General features: G+C 57.5%; 16 protein-coding genes and 1 tRNA gene. 10 read left to right on the forward strand and 7 right to left on the reverse strand.

The window, feature by feature from the left end; genetic code table 11:
• Positions 1–5: 5 nt before the first annotated feature.
• Positions 6–494: a fasciclin domain-containing protein gene (locus ACZ1HN_RS22195; protein ID WP_299701766.1), complete on the reverse strand. Its 489-nt coding sequence runs from the start codon at positions 492–494 to the stop codon at positions 6–8.
• A 20-nt stretch (positions 495–514) separates the two neighbouring features.
• On the opposite strand from ACZ1HN_RS22195, the gene ACZ1HN_RS22200 reads away from it, so the two are divergent.
• Entirely contained in the window at positions 515–1,486 is a 972-nt protein-coding gene (locus ACZ1HN_RS22200; RefSeq protein ID WP_472729064.1) for a DUF6502 family protein, read from the forward strand.
• On the forward strand, positions 1,483–2,451 hold the full coding sequence (locus ACZ1HN_RS22205; protein WP_472729065.1) for a DUF5666 domain-containing protein: 969 nt from the start codon (positions 1,483–1,485) through the stop codon (positions 2,449–2,451). The genes ACZ1HN_RS22200 and ACZ1HN_RS22205 overlap by 4 nt, the downstream gene beginning before the upstream one ends.
• A gap of 3 nt (positions 2,452–2,454) precedes the next feature.
• On the opposite strand, the gene ACZ1HN_RS22210 is transcribed toward ACZ1HN_RS22205, so the two are convergent.
• Entirely contained in the window at positions 2,455–3,324 is an 870-nt protein-coding gene (locus ACZ1HN_RS22210) for a LysR family transcriptional regulator (RefSeq protein WP_472729066.1), read from the reverse strand.
• Between the two features lie 177 nt (positions 3,325–3,501).
• On the opposite strand from ACZ1HN_RS22210, the gene egtB reads away from it, so the two are divergent.
• The 3 genes from egtB to ACZ1HN_RS22225 all read left to right on the forward strand — a co-directional run bounded on the left by egtB (position 3,502) and on the right by ACZ1HN_RS22225 (position 6,838).
• Positions 3,502–4,773 (forward strand): ergothioneine biosynthesis protein EgtB, encoded by a 1,272-nt coding sequence (gene egtB / locus ACZ1HN_RS22215; protein ID WP_472729367.1) that lies wholly within the window; start codon positions 3,502–3,504, stop codon positions 4,771–4,773.
• Complete coding sequence (gene egtD / locus ACZ1HN_RS22220; protein WP_472729067.1) at positions 4,773–5,735, forward strand: L-histidine N(alpha)-methyltransferase; 963 nt, start codon at positions 4,773–4,775, stop codon at positions 5,733–5,735. Before egtB ends, egtD begins: the two co-directional genes overlap by 1 nt.
• Positions 5,736–6,031: 296 nt before the next feature.
• Complete coding sequence (locus ACZ1HN_RS22225; RefSeq protein WP_472729068.1) at positions 6,032–6,838, forward strand: phytanoyl-CoA dioxygenase family protein; 807 nt, start codon at positions 6,032–6,034, stop codon at positions 6,836–6,838.
• Positions 6,839–6,853: 15 nt separating this feature from the next.
• On the opposite strand, the gene ACZ1HN_RS22230 is transcribed toward ACZ1HN_RS22225, so the two are convergent.
• Together ACZ1HN_RS22230 and ACZ1HN_RS22235 are read right to left on the reverse strand one after the other, a co-directional pair.
• Positions 6,854–6,930: transfer RNA gene (locus tag ACZ1HN_RS22230), tRNA-Arg, on the reverse strand.
• A gap of 42 nt (positions 6,931–6,972) precedes the next feature.
• Complete coding sequence (locus ACZ1HN_RS22235; protein ID WP_472729069.1) at positions 6,973–7,434, reverse strand: GNAT family N-acetyltransferase; 462 nt, start codon at positions 7,432–7,434, stop codon at positions 6,973–6,975.
• Between the two features lie 241 nt (positions 7,435–7,675).
• On the opposite strand from ACZ1HN_RS22235, the gene ACZ1HN_RS22240 reads away from it, so the two are divergent.
• Positions 7,676–9,505: a capsular polysaccharide export protein, LipB/KpsS family gene (locus ACZ1HN_RS22240; RefSeq protein ID WP_472729070.1), complete on the forward strand. Its 1,830-nt coding sequence runs from the start codon at positions 7,676–7,678 to the stop codon at positions 9,503–9,505.
• Between the two features lie 51 nt (positions 9,506–9,556).
• Here the strand turns inward: ACZ1HN_RS22240 and ACZ1HN_RS22245 are convergent, their stop codons facing one another.
• From ACZ1HN_RS22245 to ACZ1HN_RS22255, 3 genes are all read right to left on the reverse strand, one after another.
• A complete protein-coding gene (locus tag ACZ1HN_RS22245; protein WP_299744534.1) occupies positions 9,557–10,867 on the reverse strand; it encodes an ABC transporter permease in 1,311 nt (436 codons plus the stop codon).
• On the reverse strand, positions 10,864–11,670 hold the full coding sequence (locus ACZ1HN_RS22250; RefSeq protein ID WP_299208729.1) for an ATP-binding cassette domain-containing protein: 807 nt from the start codon (positions 11,668–11,670) through the stop codon (positions 10,864–10,866). The genes ACZ1HN_RS22245 and ACZ1HN_RS22250 overlap by 4 nt, the downstream gene beginning before the upstream one ends.
• A gap of 93 nt (positions 11,671–11,763) precedes the next feature.
• Positions 11,764–12,771, reverse strand: coding sequence for a taurine ABC transporter substrate-binding protein (locus ACZ1HN_RS22255; RefSeq protein WP_472729071.1), 1,008 nt, complete (start codon positions 12,769–12,771; stop codon positions 11,764–11,766).
• Positions 12,772–13,165: 394 nt separating this feature from the next.
• On the opposite strand from ACZ1HN_RS22255, the gene ACZ1HN_RS22260 reads away from it, so the two are divergent.
• The 4 genes from ACZ1HN_RS22260 to ACZ1HN_RS22275 all read left to right on the forward strand — a co-directional run bounded on the left by ACZ1HN_RS22260 (position 13,166) and on the right by ACZ1HN_RS22275 (position 18,003).
• Positions 13,166–14,560, forward strand: a complete 1,395-nt coding sequence (locus ACZ1HN_RS22260; RefSeq protein WP_472729072.1) for an aminotransferase family protein — start codon at positions 13,166–13,168, stop codon at positions 14,558–14,560.
• Between the two features lie 237 nt (positions 14,561–14,797).
• A complete protein-coding gene (locus ACZ1HN_RS22265) occupies positions 14,798–15,790 on the forward strand; it encodes a TAXI family TRAP transporter solute-binding subunit (RefSeq protein ID WP_472729073.1) in 993 nt (330 codons plus the stop codon).
• Positions 15,791–15,871: 81 nt separating this feature from the next.
• The gene (locus tag ACZ1HN_RS22270) at positions 15,872–16,828 is read left to right on the forward strand and encodes a hypothetical protein (RefSeq protein WP_472729074.1); all 957 of its coding nucleotides are present in this window, start codon (positions 15,872–15,874) and stop codon (positions 16,826–16,828) included.
• The gene (locus tag ACZ1HN_RS22275; protein ID WP_472729075.1) at positions 16,762–18,003 is read left to right on the forward strand and encodes a TRAP transporter permease; all 1,242 of its coding nucleotides are present in this window, start codon (positions 16,762–16,764) and stop codon (positions 18,001–18,003) included. The genes ACZ1HN_RS22270 and ACZ1HN_RS22275 overlap by 67 nt, the downstream gene beginning before the upstream one ends.
• Positions 18,004–18,007: the final 4 nt, after the last annotated feature.

Consider the following 18,007-nt stretch of genomic DNA (forward strand, 5'->3'; position numbering starts at 1 on the left):
GAAAATCAGGGGATGAGCACGCGATCGATGACGTGGATCACACCGTTTGAAGCCAGAATGTCTGCCTGGATCACGTTGGATTTTTCAACTTTCACACCATTGCGGCCATCGATGTGGACGTTGGCGCCATTGACGGTGGCGACGCTCAAACGTTGACCGGCAAGGTCGGACGACAGGGTCTGTCCCGGCAGAACGTGATAGGTCAGGATGCTGACAAGCTGATCTTTGTTCTCGGGCTTCAACAGATTTTCGACGGTGCCTGCGGGCAGTGCAGCAAACGCTTCATCCGTGGGTGCGAAAACAGTGAATGGGCCAGGGCTTTTTAGTGTATCGACCAGATCGGCGGCCTGCACGGCAGCAACCAGTGTGTTAAACGATCCAGCAGCGACTGCGGTATCGACGATATCGGGCTGAGTATTCATCTCGGCGCAAGCGCCAAGAGTGGCAAGGGCCGCGCCGACGGCGGTCATTTTCATAAAGGAACGGCGTTTCATAGGTGTGTCTCCTCAAAGGTATGGCGCGGGGCCGGATAGAAAGTGGGAATATTTCCCACGCATGGCGAAATGACGCAGGTCCGTCAGATTTCAAGGTTTTACGTGGAAAAATTTTCCACGTGCGATATTGTCGACGTATGGCAAGAAGCGAGCAAACCAACGCATCCGACGCATTTCTGCGTGTTCTCAGGGGATTACTGCGACCACTGGTGCGTACAATGATTGCACGCGGCCTGACGGCTCCAGCAATCTACAGCTTGCTAAAACGGGTCTATGTCGAGGTTGCAGAAGAGTCATTCCGCCTGGATGACAAACCTTTGACCGACAGCCGGATCGCCCTTTTGACAGGCGTGCACCGCAAAGACATCCGAACCATCAAAGCTGAAGACACCGATACGACCGGCCAAACTCGTCGCAACAGTGCACTTCTTGCGACGGTGATTGGGCAATGGATGTCCGCACCTGATTTTATCGACAGCAGTGGCGCACCAACACCATTGCCGCGACAGTCAGATGACGCCGTGAACTTTGAAACGCTTGTGCGATCCGTCAGCCGAGATGTGCGACCGCGAACTGTATTGGATGAACTGCAATTTGCAGGCTTGGTGACCGAAACCAGTGATGGCTTGCTACACCTTGAAGCAGAAGCCGTCGTCGGAACTGGCAATGCGCCGGACAAGGAAGCGTTCTTTGCTGCGAATGTGGGCGACCATTTGGCAGCGGCAACAGAAAACCTGCTTGCCGACACCCCTCCGTTCTTCGAACGCGCCGTGTTCTACAACCAACTTCCACCAGACGCGGTGGATGCGATTGAAACGGCGGCGCGCCAGCAGGCTCAGGCCCTTCTTGAAGACTTGAACAAGCAGTCGAGTGGTTTTCACCATGCCAGCAAAGGGCATGATGGCCCTCGACAACGCTACCGACTGGGCATTTACTTCTATCGAGAAGACGCTTCAGACGCGCAAACAGAAGAGAAGGCCCAAGACACGTGACGCGCTTGACCAGACGGAACACGCTTGGGCTGTTGTGCGGCACCGCACTGACCGCTTGCTCTCCAGCCATCTCAACATCGCAACTCGCCGACGACCCGTTTGAGGGAGGCATCGGCGGCACCGGGATTGTTGGCTTGATGACAGGCACCGGCAGTGTGCTTGTGAACGGCCTGCGGGTCGAGGTGACATCCGCGACTCGTATTTTTTCCGCAAATGCACGAACCAACGACACCCTGCTCATACCTGGTCGCACGCTCACAATGCTGGCCCGCGCCCGGCTCGGCCGGTTCGAAGCGAAACGCATCGACATCGATGATCCGCTGACCGGGATGCTGTTGCGCCACGGATCCGGTTTTTCGGTCAACAGCACAACTTTGCACGGTGCTGACAGTGTCAATGCACTGGTCGGCGAGCGGGTCACTGTGAGTGGGATTTGGCAAGCCGATGGATCGGTACAAACAAGCCTGATGCAACGCACGTCCAGCCAGGAAGATAGTGTCTCAGGCGTCCTTGAAGGATCAGCGGCCGAGGGTTGGAGTATTGGCCAAACGCCGATTGCTCCACCTCGCGGGCAAAGCTTGATTGCCGGGCAGTTCGTGGTTGCCAAGGGGCAATTCACACACGGGACCCTTCAGGTCAACTCGCTGCGGTTTGGACGTTTCCGGGAAGGTGGCGGTACTTTGCGGCAGTTGTCGGTAGAGGGGTATCTTGAACCGGTTGCAAATGCGCCCGGCTTCCGTTTGGCTGGCTTGGGCCACAGTTTTGACCAACGCCTCCAATTGGCCAGTTTCGCTGACAACCGAGCAGTGTACTTTGGCCCCTACACTGGCCGGTTCGTTGCACGCCGCGCCGTTCTTGTACCCGAGGCGCAAGGCCAGAGGGCGTCACTCTTGCGCCCAGCCGATGGCAAAAGCAGCGCCGCATCTCTTTCAGGTGATCGCGCACGAACAGTCATGACGCGCTGACCGCTAGGCGGTAAACATCGACCTTCGGGCAGCGATCCACTCTGCAATGAAATCAACAAATGCGCGGACACGCGCGCTGTTGCGAAGATCCCCATGCATCAGCACCCAGATACTTCGCCCCGGACCAACCGGCACGCCTGGAACACGCACCAAACCCGGATGCGTGTCACCAAGGAAAGCGGGCACCCATGCCATACCGAGGCCCGCTGCCGCAGCCTCGGTCTGCATAAAGACTTCTGGCAACTTGTGGCGCGGCGTCGCCTTTGGCAGTGGAGTGTGTGCAATCCACATATCGTCAGCACCCCAACCGATCCAATGCGCACCCTCTCCAAGCGAAGATACCAAATCAGGATGGGCGGAGATGTAGTCAGGCGTAGCAAACGCAGCATTGACGTAGTCGACCATCCTGCGCCCCACCAGATCATCATCGATCTGCCTGGCCGCGCGGATTGAGACGTCTGCCTCCTGTCGCGACAGGTCCGAAATCCTGTTGGTTGCCACCGCATCAATGCGAATATCCGGAAAGAGTTCTGTGAACTCTGCCAGTATCGACACAAAAAAGCCGTGACCAAACGAGGGCGGCAAACTGACCCGCACAATGCCGCTGGGAACACTGTCCAAACCAGTCAGGCGGCGCTGCACTTCCAGCATCCGCTGCTCCATTTCCTGGGCATGCGGAAGCAGTAACTCACCGGGTTGGGTCAAGGCCAAACCGCGTGCGGATCGATCAAACAAGCGGGTACCAAGACTATACTCCGCCCCCTCCAGTGCCCTTGCGACCGTGGCATGATTGACTTTCAACGCGCTTGCAGCACCACGCAGGCTGCCCGCCCGATGAAGTGCCAGCAAGATGCGCATATGATCCCAATTCATCGCGACCTCCATCCAAGCGGATCGTTGCCGATCCGCCGTGATGAACTATTCGCTGCATCGCACGGAAAATCAACGCACTACACTTTCCTGTGTGGCCTGTGGTTCTGTCGCCAATTCCTGACAACATGGGCTCAGACAAACAGATCAGATGAACGTACCCTTCGCCACCCAAGGAACATCGCTGTCATGACCACACTCTCCCCTTCTCTGGCCCCAAACGAGGTAACGAACCTGTTTTCCCGCACGCGCGCGCGCACCGACGCGTTGGCAGCACCCCTGACCGCGGAAGACATGATGCTGCAAAGCATGGAAGACGCCTCACCAGCGAAATGGCACCTCGCCCACACCACTTGGTTCTTTGAAGAGTTCATTCTGAAACCAAGGATGCCAGGCTACACATCCCCGGATGATCGCTTCGCGTTTCTGTTCAATTCGTATTACACGCAGGCCGGACCACGTCACGCGCGTGAACGGCGGGGGTTGGTATCGCGCCCCGGCGTTCAGGAAGTCCAGGCATACCGCGCACATGTCGAAGACAGTTTGGAAGACCTGTTGGCAGCCTCCCGTGATGATGCCTATGATATTGCCGCTCTGGTTGAGCTGGGCTGCCACCACGAGATGCAACATCAGGAGTTGCTGGTCACGGACTTGCTGCACGGGCTTAGCTTCAATCCACTTCTGCCGGTCTACAAAGACCCCGAACCGCTTCCCGTCACATCCGAAGTACCGCTCACCTTTACCCGATATGATGGCGGCCTTGTTGAGAACGGGCATGATGGGATCGGCTTTGCATATGATTGTGAGGGGCCGCGCCACAAAACCTATGTTGCCCCGTTCGACATCGCCGATCGCCCCGTCACCAACCGGGACTGGATCACTTTCATGGAAGACGAGGGCTATGATGACACCCGGCACTGGTTGATGGAGGGACATGCCGTCGCCCAGCGGGAGGAGTGGTCACACCCCCTGTACTGGTGGCAACAGGATGATGAATGGTGGACCTTCACCTTGCGCGGTCCGCAACCGGTGGCCCTCGATGCCCCGGTTGTACATGTCAGCTACTACGAAGCAGAGGCCTTTGCACGATGGGCTGGCGCACGTTTGCCAACGGAGGCTGAACACGAGATCGCGTTTCGCGACACTCCCATCCAAGGCAATCTGATGGGCGACGCAGGCGCGACCGGAGCATTGCGGCCCCTACCAGGGCCAGGCGTCTGGGGTGATGTTTGGGAATGGACTGCGTCGGACTTCAGCCCATATCCGGGCTTCCGACCACCCGAGGGGGCGCTTGGCGAATACAACGGCAAGTTCATGGTGAACCAGCGTGTGCTGCGCGGTGGGTCTTGCGCGACACCGCGCGAGCAGATGCGGCCAACATACCGCACATTCTTCTACCCTCATCAACGCTGGCAAATGTTGGGCCTGCGCCTGGCACGGGATGTATCGTAATGGACGGCACACTCCAACTTGCGGCACGTGATTCAACAAAAACCAATGCATTGATCACAGATGCGATTGCAGGCCTGACTGCACCGCAAAAATCACTCAGCCCAAAATGGTTGTACGACCATAATGGCAGTGCGCTGTTTGAACAGATCACGCAGTTGCCCGAGTATTATCCCACACGAACCGAGGCGGGTATTCTCCGCGACAACGCTGCGGCGCTGGCTGGTCTCGTCCCGCACAATGGTGCACTCGTTGAACTGGGATCAGGCGCGTCGGTCAAAACCCGAACATTGCTGGATGTCGGGTCGCATTTCGGCAGCTATGTGCCTGTCGATATCTCGCGGGATTTCCTGATGGAGACAGCGAATGATCTTCAAAACCGCTATCCAGCCTTGAGCATCGCACCGGTGGTTGCTGACTTCTCGGCCCCGGTCACATTGCCTGACGACCTGGCAGGCATTCCGAAAGTTGGCTTTTTCCCCGGGTCGACGATTGGCAACCTCACGCCTGACCGCGCGCAGGCTTTGCTGACAGGTGTCCGTGCGTGGGAGGGGGTCACCGCATTCATAATCGGCATGGATATGGTCAAAAATACCAGTGATCTTGTAGCAGCGTATGATGATGCCCAAGGCATCACCGCCAAGTTCATCGGAAACATCCTAGTGCGACTGAACCGAGAAGCGGGTGCAAACTTCGACACCCAAGCATTCAAGTACCGAGCCAGTTGGGATCCGGCCTTGGCACGGATCGACATGCATCTTGTCTCGTCCCGCGATCAGAACGTTACACTCGCTGGAACGACCGTCGCATTTGAAGCAGAGGAAGCGATCCATGTCAGCGCGGCCCGTAAATACACACCCGACAGCCTGCGTGCTCTTGCGCTAAGTGCCGGATGGGACGTTGCGGTGCGTTACGCGGATGCGGCCGACAGGTTCTCAGTAGTCGTTCTCACGCCTCGCATGTGACGGATGCACAGCACGCAAACGGTTTGCAAAATCACTTGCACCGGTTATCCACCTCGATCTCATAAAGGTGGGTAACCGCGCTCAGTTGTTCCGTCGATTGTGAACTGAAGTCACGCCATGCTGCGGCTGGCAAGATTTATCGGCGACCAAGGAAAGCCCTATGGCTGTCGTGGGCTGGCACTGGCAGGCAACGCATGGGGAAGGCCAAGGGGGATTGATGGGTCACGGCAATTTCCGCCAAGGCTTTTGTATCGTACAAGAGACGGAGACCTTCGCCAAAGACACGGGAAACCGCGATGACGCACCCACTGCTAAAACACTCCGATATCACCGCGTACCAGCGAGACGGTGTTGTTCTGATCCGTGGGCTGTTTGCTCCTTTCGTCGAAACACTGCGCGCAGGCGTAACACGCAATATGGCGGAGCCCGGACCCTATGCAGCGGAAAACCTGAAGAAGGGCGAAGAAGGCCGGTTCTTTGACGACTATTGCAACTGGACCCGCATCCCGGAGTTCAAGGAAGTGATCCATGCGTCAGAGGCTGCAGCAGTTGCCGCCAACCTCATGGGCTCGTCCCGTGTCCAGATGTTTCACGACCATGTTCTGGTAAAAGAGCCGGGAACCTCGAAGCCAACTCCGTGGCATCAGGACGGGCCGTACTACTTCGTAGAAGGACGGCAGACCGTCAGTTTCTGGTCACCGCTCGATCCTGTTGAGGACGCGTCGCTGCGGTGCGTTGTTGGATCACAGCGTTGGAAAAAACCAGTGCTGCCGACCCGTTGGTTGGCCGAAACCAGCTTCTACCCGGATGAAGAAGCATATCAACCCGTGCCAGATCCCGATGTTGAGGGTATGGACGTACGCGAATGGCAGATGGAGCCTGGTGATGCTGTCGCCTTCAACTTCATGACGCTGCATGGTGCGCGGGGGAATCAAACCGCCAATCGCAGGCGCGCCTTCTCTCTGCGCCTCGTTGGAGATGACGCGCGTTACGTGTCGCGCCCGGGACCAACCTCCCCTCCCTTCCCAGGCCATAACATGAAGGATGGCGAACGTTTGCGCGAAGACTGGTTTCCAGTCCTGCTTGATCGTGAGATCGCATGACAGCGCTGTGAAGAGTGGCGATCCCTGAAGGACTCGAACCCTCAACCTGCTGATTAGAAGTCAGCTGCTCTATCCAGTTGAGCTAAGGGACCGCTGGTGTTGTCATGCCGCAGTGCGGCCTACAGGGCAAGCGTTCAAAGCTGCCGTGTCATGAAAACACTCAGTGGATCCACAACATAGTCGCCAAAGGGCGGGCACTCGGTGAATCCATGCGCTGCGTAAAGCGCGCGGGCGGGCGCAAACATATCCGCCGATCCTGTTTCAAGGCTGACGCGGGTCAGTTCAATGCCCCGTGCGTGGTCCAGCAACGCCTTCAGCACGGCGCGCGCCACGCCACGCCCCCGCGCTTCGGCTGCCGTGTGCATCGATTTCAACTCGCCATGGCCGGGTTCAATGATGGCCATTGCCCCCACACCCATGACAATCCCACCTTCGCGTGCAGCAAACAGTGCCACATCACGCTCCAGCAAAGTGCCAGGTTCCATAACGTGACAACTTTCCTCAGGCGACGATGCTCGCATCAGCTCAAAATGGCGCAAAAGCAGCGCCTGCACTTCAGCGTTGGCTGGGGTATCCAAATCGATGGCAATCATCATGGCAAACGTAGTGAAGGCATCAGGAATTTGAAACTTAAAAACATGTCATGCCCTTCGTCCGACCACAAACGTGAATGCAGTTTTGGACAGGTAACGCAAAAGCCGCTACTCCAAAGGCAACATCAGTCCAGCATGAGCCAAACGATCCGTGACGTCCAAAGTCGTCCTTCACCTTTCCCACAGGTTTTCGCGAACCTTTTATCACCAGCCACACCTTGGGCTGCATGCGCGTATTCAGGATTTGATCACGGCAAGAGGCGGCAACATCGAGGTGCGCAGTCGCGACGAACGCCTGCGCGATCCGCTTAGAACGGATTGGTCCGACCTGCTGGAATCGGATTGCTTACACATCGTCGAAAACGGACTGGTCCAACAACCAGGCGTGCTGAACACTACACTCGCTTACCTGCCGCCGTTCTACCATCTTGATCCGCGCGGCGTGCTGGCCCACAGCTCTGCCGGGCATGCCCGTTTTGATCCAGCGACAATCGATCAAGGGCAAGCACAAAAACTCTGGGACAACCTGCAACACCGTTTTGTCGAAAGAAGGTGGTCCCGCTATGACCAGCCGAAAGAGCGTAGCGCAATCCCAGAAGGTTGTGTTGCCATCTTCCTCCAAGGTGACACACCACAACGTTGGGGCACCGCACATTGCGATCCTGAGGTCATGGTACGCAGTGTCGCCGCTCAGGCAAAGGATCGGCCGGTGGTGATCAAGGCGCACCCGTCTTTCAACCCCAAGGCTGAACAGCAGATGATCCATGCCCTGCAAGCCGAAGGTTTGAAACTGATCCCAACACACGCAAACATCCACGACATCTTGGCTGCGTGCTCTGTCACAGTAACATTTAATTCGGCCGTGGCACTGGAAGGTTTCCTTCATCACAAGCCCGCCATTCTGTTCGGCAAGTCGGACTTCCACCACGTATGCGAAACAGTAATCGATCCCGAAAAATTCAACGACCATCTTACCCGTGCGCTGTCTGCGCAACATGATTACCAACATTTTCTGTACTGGTACTTCAGCACCTTTTGCCTCGCCCTCGACCACCCCAATTTGGACATGGATATCCTTCAGGTCTTCACCAATCAGGGTTTTTCACCGGACCGACTGGGCTTGCGCGCTGCCCCGTGGGAATTCGAACCTGCATCCACCGAAATCAGTGCGGCGAAGACATTAACCCGTTATTTGAAAGATCGTCCCAGTGTCCGATCAGTTCGCATTCTCGAAACCCTCAAATTCTCAGCCAAAAGTTGGGTGTTCAGCGCAAAGCTGAATGGCGAAAAGGTCGTGATCAAGCGCTTCTTCAACGAGGCTCGCGCACACACGGTACGCAGTTTGAACGGCGAACTATTCAGACTGGAAAAAACGTTTGCTGATAGCGACTGTCAAGCGAACCGTTGCCTGATGGCATGGCCCGAGGACGGGATCGCAATCCTGTCACACGCTCCTGGTTCTCGGCTTGATAAGAAAATTGCAGGTGCGCAAGGGCGCTCGCGTCAGAAACTCCTGCAACATGCAGGCCGCTGGCTCGCGACTTACCCGGGCGATCGACGACGCAGCTCAACCTTCGGGCCGGGGTTCTGGATCAAGCGCTGTTTGTCCCGCGATCACGATGCAATTGCGCCGGAGGACCGTGCCCTCCTTGATCGAATGATCGCCGCGCTGCGCGTCCAGAACGATCACGTCAAAGGATGTTCAGTGGTTCAAGCCGCGTCACACGGAGACTATGTAGGCATGAACGCGCACTACCACCGCGGCACCATCTGTGGCGTCGACATCCAGGGAGAATACTGGGGTGCCTTGGCGCGCGAAGCGGCGCGGTTCCTTGTTTGGCAACAAATCCACGATAGCGCCCGACCCAGCGAGCGAACCCACGGGTTGGCAACGCAGGATGTTCAGGCTTTCCTGTCCAGTGGCGTCCTGCCACAGATCGAACATGACACAACCTTCCCCTTCTTTGCAGGCGAACAACTCTATGGCCGATTTGTCGAGGATTATCACCGCACCGATATTCGGGCGAACACACGGGCAGCAATGACAAGTTACCTGAGCCAACACTGCAAATAAAAACGGCGCCACATGGGGCGCCGTCTTCAAACTCTACCGGTTTGGCCCGGGTCAGACCTTGCCCTTCCACGGGATCAGCCAGTTTTCCAGCGCACGCATGCCAACTTCGATGGCAAACCCGATCACACCGATGATAATAATGCCAACGATAATGATGTCGGTCAGCTGAAACTTGGACGCCGTCACGATCATCTTGCCGAGGCCAACATTGGCGGCAACAAGCTCTGCCGCAACAACAGTGCCCCAACACACCCCCATCGCCACCCGCGCACCGGTGAAGATGTCGGGCAGCGAGTTGGGAACAATGACCTTGGACAGAATCTGCCATTTCGACGCGCCCAATGAATAGGCCGCATGGACCTTTGAAATGGCCACACCGGAAACACCGGACCGCGCTGCGATAATCATGATCCACAATGCCGCTAGGAACAGCAGGACAACCTTACCGACCTCACCAATCCCGAACCAGATGATGATCAGCGGGATCAAGGCAAGGGGCGGAATGGGGCGCATGAACTCGACAATCGGATCAAACCAACCCCGCGCCCAGCCCGTCAGACCCATCGCATAACCAATCGGAACACCGACAATTGCACCGATGAGAAACCCTAGAACAACACGCTTCAACGAAAACCAGGTGTGCTCAAGCAGGGTGTAGCCTTGATAGCCTTCCTTGTTCAGCCAGATGAAGCGCTGGAACACGACTTCGGGTGCAGGCAGGTAAAGACGTGCCATGCGCAGACCCACAGCAGGCTCGAACGTGGGCGTACCCTTGTCCGTCAGACCAATTGTGCCTTCGCCCACCTTGATCGACTCGCCCGGCGCGATAGGCTCCCCATTGATGGCAACGATAGACGAACCGTCTCTCTTCGACACCTCGTCATTGGCCCAAACGTTGACCACCTTGAACGAATAGCGCGCGACGGTCAGGCTGTCATTCTTGGCAAACCCGTCACCCGGCTCGACCTCGGCCGCTTCGGGCTCGCGTCCCGGGTTACCCTCATCATCAAGGGTTTGTTGAATGTCCTCACGATAAACCCGCATCGTGACAGTCGCGTCGTCGGTGGTGCCATCTTCCAGCTGTGCTGTGTAGGTAAAGCTCATGTCACCCGAGAACGGCCCTGGAAATTTGGGCAACGGAATAACAGAGTTGGTGAACGCTACCCACAACCAGAACACCGTGATGACCGAGATGACGGAGGCCACTCGGTTTGCCGTAATCGCGCTTTCGTCACCAAAGGTAACGGTTTTCAGCTTGTTAAAGCCCTTCTTCTCAAAGGCGCTTTTGAACACGGCCTTTGCGAGGAAGAACGATCCGAAAAATGCGCCAACATACAGCGCAAGAACAAGTAACCCAGTCATGCGCTTTCCTCCGTACGGCCCATAATCTCTTCTTCCATGTTCCAGATCATCTCGAGAATTTCTTCCCGCGTCGGCCCATAGTCTTTGTGCTTCTTGACTTCACGTAGATCGTTGCCGACGCCCATATCCGCAAATGGCAGGCGGTATTCTTTGTGCACACGACCAGGACGCGGGGCCATCACCAGCAGGCGTTCGCCCAACAGCAACGCCTCTTCGACGGAGTGCGTAATCAGAATGATCGTCTTGCCCGTATCCTTCCACAGGTCCAGCACAAGGCTCTGCATCTTTTCTCGGGTCAGCGCGTCCAACGCGCCCAAGGGTTCGTCCATCAGGATGACATCGGGGTCATTTGCCAGACAACGGGCCAGGGCCACACGTTGCTGCATCCCGCCGGACAGTTCGTAAACCGCCTTTTCCTTGAAGTCCTGCAGGCCAACCACGTCCAGAAGGTGTTCCACCTTCTCCTTGCTTTCGGCGCGGCTCATGCCCTTCATGTCAGGGCCAAAACTCACGTTGTCCCGCACGCTCATCCATTCGAACAGCGCGCCTTGCTGGAACACCATGCCGCGTTCCGGACCGGGGCCGTGCACCACTTCTTCGTTCAGCTGAATGTTGCCTTCGGTGGGGGCGAGAAAGCCCGCAACAATGTTCAGAAGCGTGGTTTTACCGCAGCCCGAAGGGCCAAGCACGCTCATCAGTTCACCGGATTTGATGTCCAGCGTCACGTTCTTCAACGCCTGCACATGCCCGCCATTCGGCAGATCAAAGCGCATCGAAATATCATTTATGAGAAGTCCAGACAATTGGTGCCCCCTCTTGCCAGGGTGGGTCGCTCTGAGGTCAGAGCGAAAAAGGGTGGGCACTATATCCAGTGCCCACCCCGAAACAAAACGTGATTACTCAGCAGCCGAAAGAGGCTCTGCGTTCACGTTGTCTGTGTAGGAAGCTTTCGCCGCGTCGATCGAACCCGATGCAACAAAGACGTCTGCGACACCCTTCATAAAGGTCGCCGCGTTGCCACCCAGCCATGCACTGCTCAGCTGGTCATCAACAGTTGGGAAGACAAAAGTCGACAACGTGGCCGCCGCGTCATCTTCGGACATACCAGCGTCTTTCGCGATCACCGGCAGCATCTTGGCGTGGTTCGCCTCATCTGCCCACATCGCATTGGCCGCTGCCGTCACCGACAGGAACTGCGACACAAGCTCAGCTTCCTGAGCAACAAAGGATGTCGGACCGGTTGTCGCGTCGAACACCAGGATGCCCAGCTCGGTTTTTTCCGCGCCGGTCAGCAGCACGTTGCCCGAGTTCAGCATGCGGCGCAGCGCACCACCCCAACCACAGGCCATGTCGACCGCACCTTGGCTCAGCGCAGCTTCGCCTTCCTGCGGTGCCATGTCGACGACCTCAAGGCTATCGAGGGAGACGTTGAAGTGCTCCATCTGCTTAAGGAAGCCGTAGTGGGCCGCGGTGCCCAGCGGAACAGCTACTTTCTTACCAGCGAGCTCGGCAGCACTGTCCTTGTCAATTTCGAGGTCGGCGCGCACGACACAGTTGTCGTTGTCCGCATAGGACACAGCCACGTCCAGCACCTGCAGGTCCTGACCGGCAGAGGCCGCGACCACGAAGGGCGGGATGCCTTGGCTTACGGACAGCTGAACGTCACCCGACGCCATGGCCGCCGACATCGCGGTACCTGTGTCGAAGCTCACCCAGTTGATCTTGGTGCCACCCATGGCTTCTTCATACATGCCGGTTTCTTTGGCGAACTGGAAAGGCATCGGCCATTCCAGGAAGTAGGCAACCGTGATTTCACCACCATGGCCCGCTGCCACGGCGCCCTGTGCGCCCGCCAGCATTGCAGTGGCTGCCACAGCACCCATCAGCTTTGTCTTGAATGTCATCTTAGTACTCCCGTGTTTTCCACGAACCTGTCAGGTCCGTTTTTGGATCATGTCGGGCGGTGTTCCGCCTCTGGTCGCACGCGGCCTGCCGCGGCGCTGGCGTGATCCGAGCCGATAATCTCGCCCGGATCAACGTAAAATCGGGACTTCTGTCATAATTCTGTGCAGGTGAACCAAGTCTTTCGGATTCCCAAATTCCGGGCAGCCCCATGAAAACAAGGGGATTTCGAACGGCACCCTTACAAAGATACATCCAAAGCCACATCAACTGGCTTTACTTGTCGGCACAAACTGGCCCTACTGTTACGACCAGATTCTCAGCGATTGTACGCGTCAGCAAGCTTGATTGGCCCTTTGTTTCATGGGCCGCACTCTCTCTCGAAAGGTTGACCCCATGGACGGTACGTTCAACGAAAACGATATGAGCCGCGTGATCGAAGCCGACCGCGCAAATGTTTGGCACCATTTGGTACAGCACCAACCCTTTTTTACCGGTGCTGATCCCAAGATCATCATCGAAGGCAAGGGCCTGCGTGTCTGGGATCAAAAGGGTATCGAGCACATTGATGCGGTGTCCGGTGGTGTCTGGACGGTAAACGTGGGCTATGGCCGCGAGTCGATGGGCGACGCCGTGCGCGACGCCATCGTCAAAATGAACTTCTTCGGCGGCACCGTAGGCTCGATCCCTGGTGCGCTCTTTGCCGAGAAGTTGCTGACCAAGATGCCCGGGCTCGACCGCGTCTACTACGCCAACTCCGGGTCTGAAGCGAATGAGAAAGCCTTCAAGATGGTCCGGCAGATCGCCCACAAGCGCTATGGCGGCAAGAAGCACAAGATTCTCTACCGCGACCGCGACTACCACGGTACGACCATCGCGTGCCTGTCTGCCGGTGGACAGGACGAACGCAACGCACAATACGGCCCCTACACCCCGGGCTTCATCCGCGTGCCCCACTGCCTTGAATATCGCAAGCACGAACAGGACGGCGCGCCCGAGCAGAATTACGGCGAATGGGCGGCCAACCAAATCGAAGAGATCATCCTGCGCGAAGGCCCCGACACCGTTGGTGCACTCTGCCTTGAGCCGGTGACTGCCGGCGGCGGGGTGATTGAGGCACCTGATGGCTATTGGCCGCGCGTTGCCGAGATCTGCAAGAAATACGACATCCTGCTTCATATTGACGAGGTTGTCTGCGGCGTGGGCCGCACAGGTACATGGTTCGGCTACCAGCACTACGACATCAAGCCCGACATGGTGACGATGGCAAAAGGGGTTGCATCGGGTTACGCTGCCATCTCGTGCCTCGCGACGACCAACGAAGTCTTCGACATGTTCAAGGACGACACGTCGGACCACCTCAACTACTTCCGCGACATCTCCACCTTCGGCGGCTGCACTGCAGGCCCGGCGGCGGCACTCGAAAACATGCGGATCATCGAGGACGAGGACCTGCTCGGAAACACCACGGCCATGGGCGACTACATGCTCGACAAACTGTCCGAGCTGAAAGACAAGCACGAGGTGGTCGGTGACGTCCGCGGCAAGGGTTTGTTCCTTGGGGCGGAGCTGGTCAAGGACCGCGACAGCCGCGATCCGGCAGATGAAAAAATGGTGCAGGCCGTTGTCGGCGACTGCATGAAGCAAGCCGTGATCATTGGGGCCACCAACCGCTCGCTGCCCGGCAAGAACAACACACTCTGCTTCTCGCCCGCACTGATCGCGACCAAAGACGACATCGACCAGATCGTGGGCGCCGTGGATGGCGCACTGACACGCGTGTTTGGCTAATCAAACTCAAGACGCATGATCGAAAGGCGGGGGAGACCCCGCCTTTTTTCGTAGGATGTGATGCGGGGCCCGTGCGCACTGCGCTCAGCACTACCTGTGAGTGAATAGCCTTGGAAACACCGCGTGAAGGCGATTGGACAGCCCCTGTTCCTCTTGTTTTGAACAACCGCAGATATACCTTCAGTCGATAACAAAAATAAGCGCCAGCGCATGGCGTCGCATTAACTGGAGGAATTAATGACTGCTTTGCTTAATCTGAGGGGCGTTAAAGCCCTCGCCTTGGCCGGTGCAATCGGCCTCGCTGGATCCATTGCTTCGGCCCAAGACAAGAGCGACTGGCCTGACAGCTTTTCCGTCGGAACAGCCAGCCAAGGAGGCACATATTTCGTGTACGGCGCCGGATGGGCCAACATGGTGTCCGAAGCACTGGGTATCCCTGGTGGCACCGAAGTGACCGGCGGCCCGGTCCAGAACGCCGCGTTGGTACAAACCGGTGATTTGGACATGGGCATGGTCACTATGGGGCCAGCCTTTGACGCCATCAACGGCAACAGTGCACTGGCACCCGGTCTGAAACACGACAAGCTGCGCGCGCTTTTCCCAATGTACAAAACCGGTTTTCATGCCGTAACCCTGTTCAGCTCGGGGATTACAAGCTTTGCTGAAATCCCAGACGGTGCCGTTGTGGGCGTCGGTCCGGCAGGCGGCACACCCGGAACATACTGGCCGCGTATCCTGACTGGCATGGGCAAGGATGTTGAGTTCCGCAACGGCGGGGCCTCCGATTTGGCCGGGCAACTTCAAGACGGTCTGATCGACGTGATGACCTGGGCAGGTGGGCTGCCTTACCCGGCCTTCAGCCAGTTGGATGCGCAAACGGACGTGACCTATTTTGGCTTCACTGCCGATGAACAAGCTGCGGTCATCAACACACAACCTGTGGCGTCCTTTACCATCCCGGCTAACATTTACCCATCATTGCCCGAAGAGCAGTTAAGCGTATCCATGTGGAACTTTGCTGTCGGGAACGCCGATCTGCCGGAAAGCCTGGTGTACGAAGTCGTCAAGACGGTCATGACGAACAACGCAAAGATGCTCGAAATTCACAAGTCAGCCGTCGAAACACTGCCCGAAAACTTCGACAAGAATACCTTCATTCCCTGGCACCCCGGCGCCGTGCGCTGGTTCGAGGAAAACGGGTTCGATATCCCCGACGAGCTTGAGGGCTAAGGCCTGAACGCCGATTGACACCGCAGGCGCACCCTGTCTGATGGCAGGGTGCGTTTTTGCATGTGCCGAGGGATACGAAAAATGACCGACACGCAAGCCGCTTCTGACATCAAGTTGCCTTCAGAGGTCGACAATTCGCCAGACCTGCAAAACACAACATGGCTGGCGAAAGTCGGTTTTTTGCTGTGTGCGCTGTACAGTGCCTGGCACCTCTACGTGCTGAACATCGCCCCGCTCGAAACATGGACATTTCGGATCATGCACGTGGCAGGGGCACTGATCCTCGGCTTTGTATTGAGTTCCGCACTTTCCGTTCGTCCGGCACAAGAAGGTGGCACACCCAGTCGGCTTCCTCGCGCTTTGGGCGCGGTCTCGCTCGTCGCCACGTCCCTTGCGCTCGGTTCTGTTCTGGCGGCCATGTGGTTCTTTGAGCCCGGACAATCCGCTCCACCTGAATGGACCATGGCCATCTTTGGCTGGACGTTGGCTGGTGGAACGCTGTTGGCTGTGGCCACCGGCTGGGTGTATCCCGCGCGCCAAAATCAACTCACCATCTCCGATATCGCACTGATCGTCGCCACGGTCGCAAGCTTCGGGTTTGTCCTGTTCAGCCTCGATACACTGTCACTACGCCTGCGCGCAGGCACCCCGTTTGCCGATCCGAATAATGGCTGGGCAGCCTTTGTTGTCGTCGTGCTGATCGCCGAGATGACGCGACGGGTGGCGGGCATGGCGCTTGTCGTCATCGCCCTTGTGTTTGTGATCTACGCCTTCATGGGGCCGTGGATGCCCGGGTTTCTTGAACATCGCGGCTATGACCCCAAACGCTTCTTCACCTATGTCTTTACGGACAACGGTGTGTTGGGTCCAACAACGGCGGTGTCCTCCACCTACATCATCCTCTTCATCGTTTTTGCTGCCTTCCTACAGAGCTCCAAGGTGGGCGACTATTTCGTGAACTTCTCTTCGCCGTGGCTGGACGTGCGCGCGGTGGCCCGGCCAAGGTGTCGGTTCTGGCCTCTGGCCTCATGGGCATGATCAACGGTACATCGGCGGGCAACGTGGTTTCCACCGGGTCACTAACCATTCCGCTGATGAAGAAGGTGGGCTACCGCCCTCAATCAGCTGGCGCGATCGAAGCGGCCGCTTCTACCGGCGGACAGATCATGCCGCCGATCATGGGTGCCGGCGCCTTCATAATGGCCGAGATCACCGGCATTCCGTACACTGAACTGGTCGTCGCAGCCCTGATCCCCGCCATCCTCTACTTCGCCTCAATCTACCTGATGGTCGATTTCGAGGCGAGCCGGACAGGCATGCGCGGCATGCGGGCAGACGAGCTGCCCAAGCTGAAGGACCTAGTGCGCCAAGTGTATCTGTTCCTGCCCATCGTCATCCTGATCGGGGCGCTTTTTGCAGGTTACTCCGTGATCCGGGCAGGGACACTTGCCATTGCCAGCGCCGCAGTCGTCAGTTGGCTGACGCCATACCGCATGGGCCCACGTCAGATTTATGAGGCACTTGGCCTTGGCGGGCGCATGTGCATCCAGATCATAACCGTTTGCGCCTGTGCCGGTCTGATCGTCGGGGTCATTTCCCTGACAGGCGTCGGCGCGCGTTTTTCCAACCTGCTGTTCGATCTGGCTCAGCAAAGCACGCTTCTTGCGCTCATCTTTGCCATGATGATCGCCATCATTTTGGGTATGGGCATGCCGACAACTGCGGCCTACGCAGTTGCCGCCTCTGTCGTGGCCCCGGGCCTGATCGAGATCGGGATCGAGCCTTTGGTTGCACATTTCTTCGTGTTCTATTTCGCAGTGGTCTCAGCCATCACACCGCCCGTTGCGCTGGCAGCCTATGCAGGTGCAGCCATTGCCGGGTCAGAACCGATGCGCACTTCGGTCACCAGCTTCAAGGTCGGGCTTGCCGCTTTCATTGTGCCGTTCATGTTCTTCTACAGCCCCGGCCTGTTGATGGAGGCACCGTGGTACATCATCCTACGCAACATGATGACGGCGCTGGTTGGTGTGTACATGCTGGCGGGCTCTGTTCAGGGCTGGTTCATTGGACCGGCCGGACCAGTGATCCGTCTGATCCTCCTTGCTGGTGCGCTGTGTATGATCTCAGGGTCCTGGCAAACCGACCTGATCGGCATAGCCATCGGTGGCGCATTGCTGTTCCGCGGATTGCAGATCAGCCGGAAAACGGCCTGATGTT

The organism is Tateyamaria sp. GN1-10 (genome assembly GCF_055693845.1).

Excerpts from the sequence above, each read along its gene's own strand:
- ACZ1HN_RS22245 (WP_299744534.1), bottom strand. The coding sequence starts at position 10,867 with ATGACTGGGTTACTTGTTCTTGCGCTGTATGTTGGCGCATTTTTCGGA.
- egtD (WP_472729067.1), top strand. The coding sequence starts at position 4,773 with ATGGACGGCACACTCCAACTTGCGGCACGTGATTCAACAAAAACCAAT.
- ACZ1HN_RS22255 (WP_472729071.1), bottom strand. The coding sequence starts at position 12,771 with ATGACATTCAAGACAAAGCTGATGGGTGCTGTGGCAGCCACTGCAATG.
- ACZ1HN_RS22225 (WP_472729068.1), top strand. The coding sequence starts at position 6,032 with ATGACGCACCCACTGCTAAAACACTCCGATATCACCGCGTACCAGCGA.
- ACZ1HN_RS22260 (WP_472729072.1), top strand. The coding sequence starts at position 13,166 with ATGGACGGTACGTTCAACGAAAACGATATGAGCCGCGTGATCGAAGCC.
- ACZ1HN_RS22195 (WP_299701766.1), bottom strand. The coding sequence starts at position 494 with ATGAAACGCCGTTCCTTTATGAAAATGACCGCCGTCGGCGCGGCCCTT.
- ACZ1HN_RS22265 (WP_472729073.1), top strand. The coding sequence starts at position 14,798 with ATGACTGCTTTGCTTAATCTGAGGGGCGTTAAAGCCCTCGCCTTGGCC.
- ACZ1HN_RS22200 (WP_472729064.1), top strand. The coding sequence starts at position 515 with ATGGCGCGGGGCCGGATAGAAAGTGGGAATATTTCCCACGCATGGCGA.
- ACZ1HN_RS22235 (WP_472729069.1), bottom strand. The coding sequence starts at position 7,434 with ATGATGATTGCCATCGATTTGGATACCCCAGCCAACGCTGAAGTGCAG.
- ACZ1HN_RS22270 (WP_472729074.1), top strand. The coding sequence starts at position 15,872 with ATGACCGACACGCAAGCCGCTTCTGACATCAAGTTGCCTTCAGAGGTC.
- ACZ1HN_RS22210 (WP_472729066.1), bottom strand. The coding sequence starts at position 3,324 with ATGAATTGGGATCATATGCGCATCTTGCTGGCACTTCATCGGGCGGGC.